At 73.2% G+C, this 15,242-nt stretch carries 12 protein-coding genes; 7 read left to right on the top strand and 5 right to left on the bottom strand.

Translation table 11 applies throughout. The features are described from left to right. Nucleotides 1-90 precede the first annotated feature (90 nt). The 4 genes from ACIQU4_RS08995 (at nucleotide 91) to ACIQU4_RS08980 (ending at nucleotide 3,773) form a co-directional block, all read left to right on the top strand. Nucleotides 91-981 carry an SDR family NAD(P)-dependent oxidoreductase gene (locus ACIQU4_RS08995; protein ID WP_403727508.1) on the top strand — a complete coding sequence of 297 codons (891 nt, stop codon included), beginning with the start codon at nucleotides 91-93 and terminating at the stop codon, nucleotides 979-981. Between the two features lie 76 nt (nucleotides 982-1,057). Continuing rightward, nucleotides 1,058-1,852, top strand: a complete 795-nt coding sequence (locus ACIQU4_RS08990; RefSeq protein ID WP_403727506.1) for an alpha/beta fold hydrolase — start codon at nucleotides 1,058-1,060, stop codon at nucleotides 1,850-1,852. Nucleotides 1,853-1,990: 138 nt separating this feature from the next. Further along, nucleotides 1,991-2,542, top strand: a complete 552-nt coding sequence (locus ACIQU4_RS08985) for a superoxide dismutase family protein (protein ID WP_403727504.1) — start codon at nucleotides 1,991-1,993, stop codon at nucleotides 2,540-2,542. A 193-nt stretch (nucleotides 2,543-2,735) separates the two neighbouring features. Further along, a complete protein-coding gene (locus ACIQU4_RS08980; RefSeq protein ID WP_403727502.1) occupies nucleotides 2,736-3,773 on the top strand; it encodes a hypothetical protein in 1,038 nt (345 codons plus the stop codon). 20 nt (nucleotides 3,774-3,793) lie between these two features. Here ACIQU4_RS08980 and ACIQU4_RS08975 read toward each other — a convergent pair whose 3' ends face one another. From ACIQU4_RS08975 to ACIQU4_RS08960, 4 genes are read right to left on the bottom strand one after another with little or no spacing between them, the layout of a single operon-like run. Beyond that, complete coding sequence (locus ACIQU4_RS08975; protein WP_403727501.1) at nucleotides 3,794-4,345, bottom strand: GTP-binding protein; 552 nt, start codon at nucleotides 4,343-4,345, stop codon at nucleotides 3,794-3,796. Between the two features lie 34 nt (nucleotides 4,346-4,379). Beyond that, nucleotides 4,380-4,856 carry a DUF742 domain-containing protein gene (locus ACIQU4_RS08970; RefSeq protein WP_403727499.1) on the bottom strand — a complete coding sequence of 159 codons (477 nt, stop codon included), beginning with the start codon at nucleotides 4,854-4,856 and terminating at the stop codon, nucleotides 4,380-4,382. After that, on the bottom strand, nucleotides 4,856-5,290 hold the full coding sequence (locus tag ACIQU4_RS08965; RefSeq protein WP_266572841.1) for a roadblock/LC7 domain-containing protein: 435 nt from the start codon (nucleotides 5,288-5,290) through the stop codon (nucleotides 4,856-4,858). The genes ACIQU4_RS08970 and ACIQU4_RS08965 overlap by 1 nt, the downstream gene beginning before the upstream one ends. Further along, complete coding sequence (locus ACIQU4_RS08960; RefSeq protein ID WP_403727497.1) at nucleotides 5,287-7,563, bottom strand: nitrate- and nitrite sensing domain-containing protein; 2,277 nt, start codon at nucleotides 7,561-7,563, stop codon at nucleotides 5,287-5,289. Before ACIQU4_RS08960 ends, ACIQU4_RS08965 begins: the two co-directional genes overlap by 4 nt. Nucleotides 7,564-7,933: 370 nt before the next feature. Here ACIQU4_RS08960 and ACIQU4_RS08955 point away from each other — a divergent pair, with 370 nt between their 5' ends. Further along, nucleotides 7,934-8,416, top strand: a complete 483-nt coding sequence (locus ACIQU4_RS08955) for a CAP domain-containing protein (RefSeq protein WP_403727495.1) — start codon at nucleotides 7,934-7,936, stop codon at nucleotides 8,414-8,416. 36 nt (nucleotides 8,417-8,452) lie between these two features. Here ACIQU4_RS08955 and ACIQU4_RS08950 read toward each other — a convergent pair whose 3' ends face one another. Continuing rightward, a complete protein-coding gene (locus ACIQU4_RS08950; protein WP_403727493.1) occupies nucleotides 8,453-9,130 on the bottom strand; it encodes a TetR/AcrR family transcriptional regulator in 678 nt (225 codons plus the stop codon). 111 nt (nucleotides 9,131-9,241) lie between these two features. On the opposite strand from ACIQU4_RS08950, the gene ACIQU4_RS08945 reads away from it, so the two are divergent. After that, nucleotides 9,242-10,381, top strand: coding sequence for an FAD-dependent oxidoreductase (locus tag ACIQU4_RS08945; protein WP_403727491.1), 1,140 nt, complete (start codon nucleotides 9,242-9,244; stop codon nucleotides 10,379-10,381). A gap of 73 nt (nucleotides 10,382-10,454) precedes the next feature. Further along, a complete protein-coding gene (locus ACIQU4_RS08940) occupies nucleotides 10,455-15,221 on the top strand; it encodes a hypothetical protein (protein ID WP_403727490.1) in 4,767 nt (1,588 codons plus the stop codon). Nucleotides 15,222-15,242 lie beyond the last annotated feature (21 nt).

The following is a 15,242-nucleotide window of genomic DNA, read 5'->3' as shown; positions in this document are numbered from 1 at the left end:
GCAACTCCAAACGGATACATCATCCGTATGTGTGCTACGGTCGCATTAAGCGGATGACCTATCCGAATGCCTGCCTGGAGTGGACGAGCCATGAAGAAAACTGCTGTGGTCACGGCCGGAACCGCCGGCATCGGCCTGGAGACGGCGCTGGGGCTGGCCGCCGCCGGGTACGCGGTCACCGTGGTCGGACGCAACCCCGACCGGGGCGCCCGCGCGGTCGAGCGCATCAACGCGACGAACCCGGCGCACCCGGCCCGGTTCCTGGCCGCCGACCTCGCCGCTCTCGGCGAAGTACGCGCGCTCGCCGACCGGATCGCCTCCGAGCACGCCGTCTCGGGCGAACCGCTGACCGTACTGGTCAACAACGTCGGCGCGATGTTCGCCGACCGGCAGGATCTGGGCGGCGTGGAGGCATCGTTCGTCGTCAACCACCTCTCCCCCTACCTGCTCACCGAACTGCTGCTGCCCACCCTGACGGCCGCCGCACCGAGCAGGGTCGTGAACGTCACCTCGGCCGCGGTCGGGACCGCCAAGCGGGTGTTCGACAGCGTCGAGCCGCCCGGCGGCTACTACGGCTTCCACTGGTACGGCCGCGCCAAACTCGCCAACCTCGCCTACACCCTCGACCTGGCCGCGCGGCTGGACGGCACCGGCGTATCCGTCTTCGCCGCCGACCCCGGAGGCGCCGCCACCGACATGACCAACGGCACCATGACCGACCCGAAGATCGTCACTCCCGCCCTGCGCCTCCTGTGGCCCCTGGTACGCCGCAAGTTCGAGCGCTCGACCTCCGGCCCCGCCTCCGTCGCGGCCAAGCCCTCCATCGTCGCCGCCACCGACACCGCACTCACCGGCCGGACCGGCATCGTCATCGGCGCCCGGGCCACACCGGTCGACCCCTTCCGCGCGGCAACCGACCCCCGCGTCGCCCGAGCCGTACGCCGACTCAGCGAACGACACGCGCCTCTCGCAGCCATCTGACCCGGCGCTGCGTCGTGCCGCCCCGCGCCCCCGCCACGCCGCATCCATGCAAACGCGTCGACTCAAGGACCCCCTCATGACCCAAGCATCCCGCGCCTCCTACGCCCGTTCAGTCCGCGGATCCGGCCCCGGACTCCTCCTGGCCCACGGGGCGGGCGGCGGCATCGAGGCCAACTACGGATCGATCATGGACGGGCTCGCCGCTGAGCACACCGTGGTCGGGATCGACTTCCCGGGATCGGGAGCGACCCCCGCCGCAGAAGCTCCTCTGGACCTTGACGAACTGACGGACCAACTCGTCGCGGCGGCCGACGCCGAAGGTCTGGAGACGTTCGCCGTCTGCGGATACTCCCTGGGCGGCCCGGTCGCCATCCGCACCGCCGCCCGCCACCCGGAACGGGTCAGCGCCCTCGTCCTGAGCGCCACTTTCGCCCACGTGGACACCCGTACCGAGCTGGCCGCCGGCATCTGGCAGCAGCTCTTCGAATCCGGACAGCACGTCCTGCTCGCCCAGTACCTGGCCCAGCTGGCCCTGAGCGCACCGCTGCTCAACTCCCTGACTCCCGCTCAGGTACGCGCGGCCGCCGAGTCCACCGCCTCCTCCATACCGCCGGGCACCGGCGCCCAGGTCGACCTGGTCCGCCGGGCCGACGTACGCGAGGACCTCGCCGCGGTCAGCGCTGCGACCCTTGTCATCGTCACCACGGCCGACTCCCTGGTACCGGCCGGCCTCCAGCGCCGGCTGGCGGCGGCCATCCCCGGAGCGGAGACGGCCGAGCTCGCCTCCGGTCACCTCCCCTTCGCGGAGCGGCCGAAGGAGTGGCTCGGGCTCATCACCGACTTCCTCGCTCGACAGCAGGCCCGGCACTGACGCAGACGAAGGAAAGCCGGGACGACACCCTCGGGGCGCCCGGCACGAGGCCGCCGGGTGCGCAACCATGTTCCCCGGAAGCGCCCGCCGGGCTGTGGCCCCGGCGATCCGGCACACCCGTCGTGAGAGGAGCGGAAGATGTCCTTCCTCGTTTCGGCGCTCAACGCCTCCCTGGCTGTCGTCCTGCCCCTGGCCGCAGTCGCCGACCGGGGCGTGACGATCGAGGAGTCGTTCCGGGCGACCGGGGGCCGGCCCGCACACCAGGCGGTCACCTTCGACACCGCAGCGGTACCCGTCGGCGGCAAGGTCACCGTCACCGAGCGGGTCGGCGACGACACCCACGTGGAGCTGCGGCTCCACGGCGTGGAGGCGAACCGGACGTTCGGCGCCCACGTGCACCAGAAGCCCTGCGGTAGCGAGCCGAACGACTCCGGGCCGCACTACCAGAACGCCGTGGACCCCGTGCAGCCCTCGACGAACCCCGCGTACGCCGATCCCCGCAACGAGGTGTGGCTCGACATCACCACCGACCACCACGGCGACGGCGCCTCGGCATCCACCCTGGACTGGCGGTTCCGCGCCGATCAGGCCCGCTCCGTGGTGATCCACGAGCACGCCACCCACACGGGAACCGGCACCGCCGGTACGGCCGGGGCGCGGCTCGCCTGCGTCAACGTGCCGTTCAAGTAGGAACGTCCGCAGGCACAGCAGCGACCGGCAGCCTGCCATGTCCCTGACCAGCTGGGATATGTTGTGCGTCCCACAGGGGGACGACATACGGAGCATGTGCATGACGCAGAACAGCTGGCCGGGAGCGCACGGGGGCGGTTGGGGTGGCGCTCCCCAGTGGGGAGGGTGGCCACCGGCGGCGCCTCAGCCCGGGGTGATACCCCTGCGTCCGCTGGCCCTCGGGGACATCATCAGCGGATCGTTCGCGACCATCCGCGGCCACTGGAAGACGCTCGCCGGTGTGGTGCTGGCCGTGCAGGCCGTCGTCCTGCCGGCCATGGCCCTCGTGGTGGGCATCGCCGTGGCCGCGGTCTACGACCACTTCGAACCCGTCTTCGACCCGCCGTTCGGCGAGGATCCGGCGACCGAGCACGTCGTCCCGCTGGTCGTCGCCGCCATCGTGGTGTTCGTCCTGCTCTTCACCATCGGCATGCTGGGCATGTCGGTCATCGCCGCGCTCTGTCCGGCGATCCTCAAGGAAGCCGTGATGGGCCGCCCCACCACCTTCCGCGCGCTGTGGCGGACCTCGGTCCGGCGGGCACCCGCGGTGGCCGGCGCGCTGTTCCTCAGCGCCCTGATCGCCGGCTCCCCGGTATTCGCCATCCTGGCGGTGTGGCTGCCGTTGGTGCTCTCCGCCGGGTCCAAGGACGGCGTCATCGCGCTGCTCGGCCTCCTGCCGCTGCTGCTGCTGGCCGCCACGCCGCTGGCCGTCTGGCTCAACATCCGCTTCGGCCTGGCCTCGGCCGTCGTGGTCATGGAAGGCGCGGGTCCGGTCACCGGGCTGCGGCGCTCGGCGGCGCTGGTCCGGGGCGACTGGTGGCGGATCTTCGGCTACACCATGGTCGCCGTCATGCTGGCGGGGGCGATCGCGTACGCGATCCAGCTGCCGTTCAACCTCATCGGCACGTTCGCGATGATGCCCGCCCTGCAGGGGATACCCGAGGGCAGCGCCCCCTCGGCGGGGGCCGTCGCCGCCCTGGTGTTCGCCTTCCTCCTCGTGCTCCTCGGCGGCGCCGCCGGCCAGATCTTCCAGATCGGATTCAGTCAGCTGGCGAGCGCCATGCTGTACGTGGACCAGCGGATGCGCCGCGAGGGCCTCGCCGAGGCGCTCCTCGCCGAGCTCGCCACCACCCCGGCCGCCACCACCCCGGGCGCCGCCGGACCTCCGGCCGCCGGCGACGGGGATTCCTGAGGAACGGACCCCACCCCTCGCTACGCCGCGTCCGCCGAACTGATCAGCAGGTCGAGGAGGGCGAGGAGCGCGTCGCGGACGTCGGTGCGGGCGCGTGCGTCGAGCAGGAGGACGGGCGTGTCCGGGTCGCGCAGGTGCAACGCGGTGGCGATCTCCTCGGCGGTGTACGACTGTTCGCCGTGGAAGCAGTTCGCGCCCACCACGAACGGCAGCCCCCGGCTCTCGAAGAAGTCGATCGCCGGGAAACTGCGGTCCAGGCGCCGCGTGTCGACCAGGACGAGCGCGCCGAGGGCGCCGGCCAGCAGGTCGTCCCACATGAACCAGAAACGCTCCTGGCCCGGAGTGCCGAAGAGATAGAGGACGACCCCCGCGTCGGTGAGGGTGAGCCGGCCGAAGTCCATCGCCACGGTGGTGACCGCTTTGGACTCGATGCCGTCGAGGTCGTCGACGCCCACGCCGGCCGCGGTCAACCGCTCCTCCGTACGCAGCGGCTCGATCTCGGAAATCGTCTCGACCAGGGTCGTCTTGCCGACGCCGAAGCCTCCCGCGACGAGGATCTTGACAGGCGACACCTGTCCAGCAGGGGCGACAGACGGGTCATATCCATCATATCCGGGCAAGGTTGTCCCTGATTCTCATGAGCATGTGGACGTTGGTGGTCTCCGCCCCCTGCAAGGGCGGCTGGTGGTGGATCAGCCCGCGGTCCGCGAGTTCGCCGAGCAGCAGCGTCATCGGCGTGAGCCGGATCCGCATCCGCGCCGCGATCTCGGCGACCGCCAGCCCGCCCGGCGGGGCGCACATGGCGAGGACGGCCTGCCATTCGGTGGGCAGGCCTCCTTGGGCGTCGGGGCCGACGGCGGCCGTGATCGTGGTGTCCATGGTGAGGACCGTCTGCGGGGCTGCGGTCCGGCCGTCCGTCAGCGCGTACAGCCGGGTACGGCGGCGGCTGCCGCGCTGCGGCTCCCCCGGCTCGGACACCTCTGGTTCGGACACCTCTGGTTCGGACACCTCGGATTCGGACACCTCGGATTCGGACCGCTCGGGTTCGGACCGCTCGGGCTCCGGCATCTCGGGCTCGGGCATTACGGCTTCGGCGCCTGGGAACGATCGGGTGTGCCCAGCCATTCGCCGAGCGCCTGGGCGGTACGTACGGCCTCGCCGCCCAGCTCGCCGAGTCGGGCCTTGCGGGAGGTCACCACGAGGAGCGTGCTGCCCTCCCCGCACCCGACGACGCAGAGGTACCGGTCGTCCATCTCGACCAGCTGGCGGATCACGCGGCCGCCGTCGATCTCCCGGGATATCGCCTTCATGGTGGCTGCGATCCCGGAGGCCGCGGCCGCCATGCGTTCCGACTGGTCCCGGTCGAGGAGGTAGGCGGTGAGCGGGATCCCGTCGTTGGAGAGGAGTACGGCTCCCTGGATGCCGGCGATCCGGCTCAGGTGGCTGTCCAGGACGCTGAAGATCGCGTCGTGCGATGCCGAAGTGCTGGACGTCGCGGAGTTGGGGGTCGTCGTCATCGCTGATCCTGTTCCTGTCTGAGCTCGGCTTCCACCTTCTGCGTCCCCTCTTCATAGTCCGCCCAGGCGTCGGCGACCTCTTCGGGGGTGTCCGTGCCGGGGCCCGGCTCCGGCTCGGGCACTCGCGGTGCGCGCAGTTGCCTGGTCATGTGGGTCTGCGGGACGCGCTCCGGGAGGGCGGGGCGGGTGCCGCCGTCCTCGGCCACGGGCCTGAGCACGGGCGTACGCCGCGCAGGCGCCGGCGTCTGCTCCGGCCGCTCGGCGACGGCCGGCCGCGGGCCCGGCTCGGCCGCTGCCCGCCGTACGGGGACGGGGGCGGGGGCCGGCGCGGAATCGGCCGCGGCGGGCACGGGGGCAGGGGCGAGGGACGCGGCCGAGGCGGCCGGCCGCGCCAGCAGGTCGTTCGGCAGCACGACGACGGCCGAGGTCCCCCCGTACACCGAACGCCTCAGCGTGACCTTGGCCTTGAGCTGGTCGGCCAGGTGACCGACCACGAAGAGGCCCAGCCGGTGCGCGTTCTCGGCGAGTTCGGAGTAGGGCGGGGCCGAGTGCAGGCGCCGGTTCATCTCCTCGTAGCCGGCCGCGCCCACCCGCGGCCCGCGGTCCTCGATCTCCACCGACAACCCGTCCGCGACCAGTTCGGCCCGGATGACCACCTTCGACCTGGGCGGGGAGAACCGGGTGGCGTTGTCCAGCAGCTCCGCCAGCAGGTGGCTGATCTGGCTGATCACGCTCGGTTCGACGCTCGCCTCGTCCAGCGCGTGCCGTTCGATCCGCCGGAAGTCCTCGACCTCCGCCGCGGCCTCGCGCAGCAGGTCGGCGACCCGCATCGGCTCGGTGTGCGGGTCGGGGACCTCGCCGCCGGACAGGATGAGCAGGTTCTCGACCTGCCGCCGCATGCCGACGGTCAGCTGGTCGGACCGCATCAGCTCGGCGAGCAGCGCCTCGTCGTGGCCGAAGGTGTCCTGGATGTCCTCGGTGAGGCTCAGCTGGCGGCTGACCAGGTTCCCGGTGCGCGAGGCGATGCCGGAGGCGAACATGCCGAAGCCGTGCCGCTCGGCCGCGAGCTGCCGGTGGCCGTCGACGGACACGGCGACGACCCGGGCGAACGCGTCGTTGATCCGCCCCACCTCGTCCTGGTGCCCGCTCACGGCCGGCAGCATCGCGTCGTCGACGGGCTGGCCGCGGTGCAGCCGGGCCACGACGTCCGGCAGCGTCTGCTCGGCGACGGCCACGGTGCGCTCGTGCAGCCGCCGCAGGCGGCGGAGCACCGAGCGGGTGGTGACCATGACGACGGCCACGACCAGCAGCAGTGCGCCGGCGCTTCCGCCGACCAGCCAGTAGACCTCGGTCTCCAGCTCGGCGGCGTTCGCGTCGGCGTGCGCCAGCAGATCGCGCGAGCGCTGGTTGCCGAGCTCGACCAGCTGCGCCGCGAACACCTGGTGCGCCGCCGGCCAGTCGCCGACATCGGACGGCAGTTTCATCCCGGAATCGGTGATCTTGTGCTGGGCGACGATCGCGTTCTCGACGCGCAGCTTCGTCTTCCAGGCGTCCGAGGCGGTGATCCGCTCGTACGTCTGCTTCTCCGCGGGCGGCAGGTACGGCACGATCCACGTGTCGTACAGGTGCCGGTGCGCCCCGGCGTCGTCGAGGAACTCACCGAAGGCGGCGGGCGTCAGCTCTCTGGAGGGCCCCGCCAGAGTGAGGATCGTGTCCTGGCGGGCCAGCATCTCGGAAGCGGAGATCATGGCGACGACCGGGCGGCTCTCCTCGACGAGACCGGCGTCATCGGTGTGGCTGAACGCCCCCTGGTAGAGACCGGTGATCCCGTCGATGACCTCGCCGTAGTACGCCATCGTCTGCGCGGCGACGCCGGTACGGGCGTCCGCGCGCGAGCGGAAGGCGGTCAGCTGGTCGAGGCGGGTGTTGACGTCCCGCACGTGTTCCGCGGCCTGCGCGGACTCCGGCCGGCCGCCGGAGTCGGCCGCGAGGCGCCGGAATTCGGCCACGGCCTGGTCGGTGGCCTCCCTGCGGTCGCGCAGATCGGCGTCACGGACGGGGGTACCCGCCCAGCGTGCGGCGGTCATCTTGCGTTCGGCCTGCAGCTCGGCCATGAGCCGGAACAGCGGCTCGCCGATCCGCTTGCTGGCCGCCAAGTCGTCGCGCAGGTGGCCGGCCTGCACCAGCAGCCGATCGGCGGTCACCGCCACCTGGGTGCCCATGGCCACGGTGGGGACGACGGCGAGCCAGATGAGCAGCGTACGGAGGCGCACAGTGCGCCGTCTTCGGGCCGTCGACGGCCCTGGGGTGCCTTCAGGTATGGGAGACATCGGTCCTCGGGATGCGGCGGAGCTGGATCGCGCGAGCGAGAGGCGCCGATCATATCCAGCCACAAAGAACACATACAGCCGCACCCGACGACTGAGTTGTGTCCGCCCAGGGCGGGTGCACCTCTCGATCGAGCTCTGATGCACGCCGGTGCCCCCGGCCGTAGGGTGGAACCAGAAGACAAGGACACCGTGCCCGCGGCATCCCGCGGCGGCGTCGTCTCCCCATACCCCTGACGAAGGGGAACTCTCCATGCGTACCAAGAACAGCCGGATTCGCCGCGCATGTGCCGCCGCATGTACGGCGCCACTGCTCATGCTGGGCGGCGCGGTCACCGCGAGTGCGGTCACCGCGACTGCCGTCCCTGCGACCGCGACAGCGGTCCCGGCCTCCGCCGTCACCCGCGCCGTGCAGCAGTCTTCCCCCGGCGAGATCCTTAAGCTGGTCAACGCGGAACGGGACAAGGCCGGTTGCGAGCCCCTGAAGGAGGACCCGCGGCTCATGCAGGCCGCCCAGGCCCACGCCGACGACATGGCGGCGAACAACATCACCGGGCACACCGGCTCGGACGGGTCCAGCGACCTGGCCCGGATGCAGCGGGCCGGCTACTCGCCTGCGGGGCCGTCCTCGGAGAACGTCTCCGGACCCGGCTTCCACTCCTCCGCGGAACATGTCAAAGGGTGGATGGACAGCACCAGAGGCCACCGTGCGGCCATCCTGAACTGCACGTACAAGGAGACCGGGATCGGCACGAGCGGCGAGTACGCCGTCCAGCTGTTCGCCGTGCAGTCTCGGTAGCGGCAGCGCACCCTCCAGGCGTGCTCGGGCGCCGGGTCAGCCGGCCCTCGACGCCGTGATTCCGGTGAGGATGATGTCGATTCCGGCGAGGAACTCGACCCGGTCGTCGTGATCGCGCAGTTGCTCCGCGACGTCACGGGTGAACGCGTACTCGTCGGGATCGAGGTTTGCCCATGTGGCCGAGACGGTGTTGAGGAACTCGGTCCGGTTCTCCTCCGACTCCTGTCCATGGGCGTTGGCCGCGTTCTGTCCGCCCACTCCGAGGATGTAGTTCAGCAGCGCGGACGCGGCGGTGAACTGGGCCTCATGGGGTACGCCGAGCGCCCGGACCTGGCGCCCGAGGTGTTCGAAGACCCGCAGCATCGGCGACTGTCCCGGGGAGCGGGCGAGTTGAGTGCCGATCCACGGGTGGGCGTCGATCGCGTCGAACACGCCGAGCGCGAGGTCACGGATCGCCTCCTGCGGCGTCGCATCGGTGAGAGCGCCGGTCATGGTGTCGGCGACGACGGCCTCGGTGGCGGCGCTGAGGAGCTCGTCCTTGCCCGAGACATGCCAGTAGATCGCGCCGGGCCCGGTGGTGAGACGCTCGGCCAGCACACGGAACGTGAGTCCACCCTCACCCGCCGTGTCGAGAATTCCGATCGCCGCCTCGACGATGCGCTCCCGGGAGAGCGGTTCGCCTCGTCGCTCCGCACGACGCGTCCTGGTTGCCATGCATCCATCGTGACACAGCCATGGAACCACGTTCCAGCTTGACATCCCTGGAACGCCGCTCCAGTCTGGCGTGGAACGTCATTCCAGAGTTGCGACAGGCAAGGAATCACCATGACCACTGATGTCACGATCATCGGCGCCGGACTCGGAGGGCTGACCCTCGCCCGTGTCCTCCACGTCCACGGCATCCCGGCGACGATCTACGAGGCGGAGAGCTCGCCGACCGCCCGCACACAGGGCGGCATGCTCGACATCCACGACTACAACGGGCAGCTCGCCCTCAAGGCCGCGGGCCTGTACGAGGAATTCCTCGGCCTCGTCCACGAAGGCGGCGAAGCTTCGCGCGTGCTCGACAAGGACGGAGCCGTGCTCCTCGACCAGCCCGACGACGGCACGGGTGGGCGTCCGGAGGTCCACCGCGGCGACCTGCGCCGTATCCTGCTCGACTCGCTGCCGGCCCACACGATCAAGTGGGGCCGCAAGGCCACCGCGGTCCGCGCGCTCGGCGACGGCCGGCACGAGGTGACGTTCGCGGACGGGGCGACCGTGACGACGAGCCTCCTGGTCGGCGCGGACGGGGCCTGGTCACGGATCCGCCCCCTGCTGTCCGCCGCCAGGCCCGAGTACGTCGGCATCTCCTTCATCGAGACGTACCTGTTCGACGGCGACACCCGTCACCCGGCCAGCGCACGGGCAGTCGGCGGCGGGGCACTCTTCGCGCTCGCGCCCGGGAAGGGGATCCTCGCCCACCGCGAACCCGGCGGCGTCCTGCACACCTATGTGGCGCTCAACAAGCCGCAGGAGTGGATCGCCGCCATCGACTTCACCCGCGCGGACGCGGCCACGGCCCGCGTGGCCGAGGAGTTCGACGGCTGGGCCCCGGAACTCACCGCCCTCATCACGGACGGCGAGACCGCTCCGGTTCCGCGGACCGTCAACGCCCTGCCGATCGGCCACCGGTGGGACCGGGTGCCGGGCGTCACACTGCTCGGCGACGCCGCCCACCTGATGTCACCGTTCGCCGGCGAAGGCGCCAACCTCGCCATGTACGACGGCGCCGAGCTCGGCAACGCCGTCGCCGCGCACCCGGACGACATCGAGGCCGCGCTCACCGCGTACGAGGAAGCCCTCTTCCCCCGCAGCGCCGCTGCCGCCGCCGAGGCTGCCCGAAACCACGAGCTGTGCTTCGACGACGACGCCCCGCACAGCATGATCGCCCTCTTCACCGACCACGAGCCCACCCGCCGGTAGGCCCGGCCGCGGGCATCCCGCCGGCCAACAGGCCGACGGCGCCTTGTCGGTGGGGCGTGCGACGATGCGAAGCATGATCGTCTCGTTGGAAACCCTGCTGCCCACCGCCGGTGCGCACACCTCGACCACGTACGCCGACTGGGTCGCCGCCCACGACCCGGGTGCGGCAACGGGCGCACGCGACCTGGTCGAGGACATGCGCACCGAACTCGGGCGGTCCTGGACCAAGCCCGGCCGGTTCGTGGACACGATGGCGGCGCGGGCGAGGCGGCTGCCGGCGGCGCATCTGCCGTGGTTCTGGGACACCGTGGGTCATCGGCTGATCGGCTACGGGAGCCGCCCGGGCGGCCGGGCCTATGCGGCGGCGCGGTCGGCCGAGGCCCAGCACGGACTCCCGGTCGACCCCGGATACCGCAGGGCCAACGCGCTGCTGTTCGCGGCGGGCGGGGCCATGCCGGCCAAGGAGTTCGGGGCGCACCAGCGGTTCCTCGCCGAGACGCTGGAGCCGGCCGCCGCGCACACGGCCCTGGAGGCGTTCCTGACCGCGTGGGCGGGTTCGCCGGCGGACCTGCCGGCCGATCTGGTGCGCCGGGTACGGGCCTCCGCCAAGGGGGCCGGGTACGGGGACGAGGAGGCCGCGCGGCTGGTGGGCGCGATCCTGTCGGTCACGCGCAAGAAGTCCGTGCCGGACGCGCTGCTCGATGCCGCCGGCCAGGTCCTGACGGCCCATCCGCCGACGGACGCGACCTCGGCGGGGCTGGTGGAGGTCTTCCCGGACGGAGTCACCGACGGCGGGGCCTGGCTGCGGATGCTCATCGGCTGTGGCGCGGCAGAGGCCATGGCCGCCGGGCGGGTGGTGCCCGAGGGCGGGCTGCACCACTGGGTGGGGAACTACGTACGGATGTACCAGTATGCGGCGCAGTCCGGCGGCGGGGTGGCACGGCAGCCGCTGCCGGTGGAATTCCTCGACCTGGTGGGCCGGTTGGGGCCGCGGCTGCGGGCGGAGGGCACCGCGGTGACGGTGCACACCACCCGGCATCACTACCAGGGCTTCGACGCGGACGTGCTGGACGCCTGTCTGGCGGCCGGGGTCGCGGTCGTCGACCCGGGGCCGGAGACTCGGATGAGGTTCTGGGGCGAACGGTCCCGGCGGGACCTGTCCGCGCTGGCCGCCGACCCGGTGTTCGGCCCCCGGCTGGAGGGGACCGTCCACGCGGATCTGCTGCCCCGGTGGGGGCCGGCGCGCGGGCGCCGGGCCGGCTCGGCGGTGACGCTGCTGCCGGGCAACGAGGGCATCGCCCAGGAGGTCGCCGTCCGGGTCGGCAAGCTCGTCGACACCGTGGCCGGCGGCGGTATGGCCGGGGCCGAGGAGGCCGTGGCCGAGCTGGAGACCGTACTGGACCGGCCGACGGTGTCGGCGCTCGACGGGATCGCCGACGCCCTCGCCGGGGCGGGGGCGGCCGGCGCGCTGCGGCGCTCGCTGGCGGCCGGTCTGCCCGAGGAACTGGCGTGGCCGGCCCTGGAGTCGGTGTACGCCGAGTTCGCGGCGGGCGCCGGTGGCGAGGAAGCGGAAGAGGCGCTGCCGGGGGTGGCCGGGGTGACCGCCACCTGGCCGGTGCTGACGGTGTTCGGGCGGGACCGGGCGGTCGCCGTCGGCCCGGACGGGGTGCGGGGATCCTGCCGGTTCACGGTGCCCGACGGCGCGACGATGTACGCGGTGCACTACGTGGGCGGCTCCTTCCTGGTGAGCTGGACGCTCAAGCCGAGTCCGTACTACTGCGACACCGCCGTGTGGGCGGAGCGACCCGCGGAGGTGTTCGCCCCGGACGAGGTGGGTGGTCTGGTGCCGTTCGGCGGCAGTCTGGACGGGGCGTACGGCTTCCAGTTCGAGACTGCCGACGGGGGCGGGCGCCACGGCGGCCGACGGGTCCTGCGTCCGGGTGGGACGGAGGGCATCGACCGGGACGAGCTGCAACTCGGCGACGGCTCGCGGATCTGGACCAACGCCGTGTTCGGGCGCAGGCCGTGGGAGGTGGTGGACCCGGTCACCGGGGAGCCGCAGGGCGTGGTCTCGCTGCCGGATTTCCCGGGCCGCGCGGCGAGTGGCGATCCTGCCGCGGAGCCGTCCGAGGCCGGCATGGCCCTGGCCCCGGAGGCCCTGCAGCTGGCGCCGCTTCCCGCCGGTCTGGCGGGATCCCCGTTGGGCAGCCGGGACGGGCTGGTCGGCACCCGGGTGCTGTTCCGCACCCGGCACCGGAACCACGCGCCGGACCACTACCTGGTGGAGAGCGTGGACGGGCGTACGGCCCGGTTCGACATCGACCGGCAGGGGCAGGAGCCGTGGGGCCTGTGGGCCCCGCCGGAAGGTACGGCGGCGGACCCCGTGGAGGATGTGGTCCTCGCCGAGGCGCAGACCCGGACGGGCGTGCGCGCGTACGCCGCCGACGGCACCTTGCTGTGGGAGCTGGACGGGCACTCATCGCCACGGAATCCGCGGGTGGCTCCGGTGCGCCGGGTCACCGCGTCGGGGGGCGTGGCCCTGCCGCCGGCCTTCTGGTACCTGCTGCGGACCCGGGACGCGGCCGGGTCCCGGGCGCTGAGAGGGGTGGGGCGGGAGGCGGCGGACGCCTTGCTGAAGGCCGCCCGAGCGGACGCGGAGGAGCTGCGCGCCGCCGTGGCCCGGGAGCTGCCGGACGTCGGCGACCCGGTGCTGGTCGAGGCCGTCGTGGCGGTGGCCGGGCGGGCCGCCCGGGTGGAGGGGCGCAGGCTCGCCCTGCACCGGCGGGTGACCCTGCTCGCGCAGGCGCCGGCCGCCCTGCCGCGCGGGTCCGCACCGGACACCGAGCTGATGCCCGCGCTGTTCGGGCTGGTCTCGGACGGGGGCGACGACCCGTGGCGGCGCAGCCCCGATGTGAACCTGCCCGCGACGCTGAGCGCGCTGGCCTCGGACGGGGCCGCTCTGGCGGGGGCCATCGTGGAGGAGGTGCGCCGGCTCTCGCCGCCGGCGCCGCCGCACGACTGGTCGCAGCTGATGGGCGCGATCGACGCAGCCGCCTGGCGGGCGGCGGTGGAACCGACCGCGGACGCGGAGCGGGCCGCTCTGCTGGCGCTGCTGGACACCTGGGCCGACCAGCCGTTCGCCCGCGCGGGCGGCCGGTGGTGGGTGGGCCGCGCGTCCGCCGGGGTCGTGGACGGGCTGCGCGGGGGCGGGATCGCGGTGGCGTCGTGGCCGGTGCGGGCCGGCGGCTCGGAGAGCTGGTTCGTGGCGGCCGCCGGGGAGGAAGCGGACGGTGACCCGGCGGCGGCGGTTCCCCGGGCGCGGCTGGTCCGGGTCGAACGGGATGACGCCGCCCGGCTGCGGGCCCTGATCGCGGCGGTCGAGGAGCACGGGCCGGTCCCGCTGCCGGAGTCGGCGGCCGCGCGCTTCGCAGGACTGACGGGCGTACGCGGGCCGGTGGCCCGCCTCGTGGTGGCCGGTCTGGTCGGCCGGTGCGACCGCGACGAAGACCGCGCCCTGGCGCGCAAGGCCCCGTACAAGGCGACGCCGATGACGGCGGAGTCGTACGAGCGGCTGCGCGCCCGGCTCGGAGGCGCGGGCCGGCGCGCCGTCCTGGCGGCGGGCCTGCCCGAGGATCCGGCCGAGCTGTGGCGGCCGGGCGGGATCGAGGCGGCCGTGGAGCGCATGGCCGCGGTGTGGCGGGAGCGCCTCGGCACGCTCCCCGCCCTGGACGATGGTGCGGCCGACGCCCTGGAGGCCGAGCTGGGGCTCCCGGAGGTGTGGGCCCGGCGGCTCGCGGGCGGATACGGGGCCGCCGCGGACGCGACCGTGGAGGCCGCCGGCTGGGAGCTGGCGGCGACACCGTACGGGGCGGGCGTGGAGGTCCGGGCCGTGCCGCCGGCCGGGCCGGAGCTGCCGTACCGCACCCCGGTGGGGCTCCCCCTCTGGCAGATGGCGAGCGCGCTGGTGTGGGCGTGGACGGATCGGCCGGTGGGTGATCCGGCCGTCGTCGGAGCGATGGACCTGTACGAGCGGCTGCGGGCGGAGCTCGATCGTCCGGAACTGCTGGTGGCGCTGGCCGGCGGGCGGGTCCAGGACGCCTCGGCGCGGATCGCGGAGCGGTTCGGGCCCGGGCGGCTGCCGGTGGCGATGGACCGCCGCAAGGAGGAGGAACCGGTTCCGGTAGCTGCGTACGACTCCGGGCCACTGGTGGTGTGCACGCCCGGCGGTGCCTCGTTCCTGCGGCCCGCAGCGGTGGCCGACCCGGAGGCGTGGCAGCGGGTGAGGGGAGTCACCGACCTGGCCGAGGAGCTGGACCGGGTGGCTCCGCTGCTGGCGGGCGGCGGTCTGGAGCGGATGATGCACCGGGCCCGGTCCGGGGCGGTACCGGCCGGCGCGTACGAGGCGGACCCGCGGCGGTCCTGCCCGGAGCTGGTCGTACGGGTGTCGGAGCAGCTCGGGGTCGGCGCGGATGCGGCCGCCCTGTTCCTTCAGCTGGCGACGCTGGCCGCGCCCACCGACCGGAACGTGCGGCGGTGGAACGGCTGGTCGGCCAAGCGGCACACAGCGGCCCGTACGGAACTGCTGGGATCGGGCAGGGTGGTGGAGGCCAAGCGGGCGCGGGCGGGCCGGACCCTGTTCCTGCCCGGGGAGTGGACCGAGCTGAAGTCCCCGCACCTGCCCCTGGAGGCGGCGAAGCTGGCCGCGCACGGGGTGCGCCCGCTGTGGCGGGGCGAGATCCGCAGCCCGTTCGGGCGGGTCCTGCCGACGACACCGCTGCACGAGATGTTCGCCGCGGCCTGGGAACGGGAGTCCGGCGAGGGCAGCGGCGGGATCGACTGAGGCGGGGCGGTCGGGCGGTGG

Origin of the sequence: Streptomyces sp. NPDC090741 (genome assembly GCF_044769045.1) — a bacterium.
Lineage (GTDB): Bacteria > Actinomycetota > Actinomycetes > Streptomycetales > Streptomycetaceae > Streptomyces.
The sequence above is the reverse complement of the archived record's forward strand: the minus strand, read 5'-3'. Positions and strand labels throughout refer to the sequence as shown.

What these genes read in the sequence shown, in the direction of transcription:
- ACIQU4_RS08995 (WP_403727508.1), top strand. Translation starts at nt 91, where the DNA reads ATGAAGAAAACTGCTGTGGTCACGGCCGGAACCGCCGGCATCGGCCTG.
- ACIQU4_RS08990 (WP_403727506.1), top strand. Translation starts at nt 1,058, where the DNA reads ATGACCCAAGCATCCCGCGCCTCCTACGCCCGTTCAGTCCGCGGATCC.
- ACIQU4_RS08985 (WP_403727504.1), top strand. Translation starts at nt 1,991, where the DNA reads ATGTCCTTCCTCGTTTCGGCGCTCAACGCCTCCCTGGCTGTCGTCCTG.
- ACIQU4_RS08970 (WP_403727499.1), bottom strand. Translation starts at nt 4,856, where the DNA reads ATGCCCGAGCCCGAGATGCCGGAGCCCGAGCGGTCCGAACCCGAGCGG.
- ACIQU4_RS08965 (WP_266572841.1), bottom strand. Translation starts at nt 5,290, where the DNA reads ATGACGACGACCCCCAACTCCGCGACGTCCAGCACTTCGGCATCGCAC.
- ACIQU4_RS08955 (WP_403727495.1), top strand. Translation starts at nt 7,934, where the DNA reads ATGCTGGGCGGCGCGGTCACCGCGAGTGCGGTCACCGCGACTGCCGTC.
- ACIQU4_RS08950 (WP_403727493.1), bottom strand. Translation starts at nt 9,130, where the DNA reads ATGGCAACCAGGACGCGTCGTGCGGAGCGACGAGGCGAACCGCTCTCC.
- ACIQU4_RS08945 (WP_403727491.1), top strand. Translation starts at nt 9,242, where the DNA reads ATGACCACTGATGTCACGATCATCGGCGCCGGACTCGGAGGGCTGACC.
- ACIQU4_RS08940 (WP_403727490.1), top strand. Translation starts at nt 10,455, where the DNA reads ATGATCGTCTCGTTGGAAACCCTGCTGCCCACCGCCGGTGCGCACACC.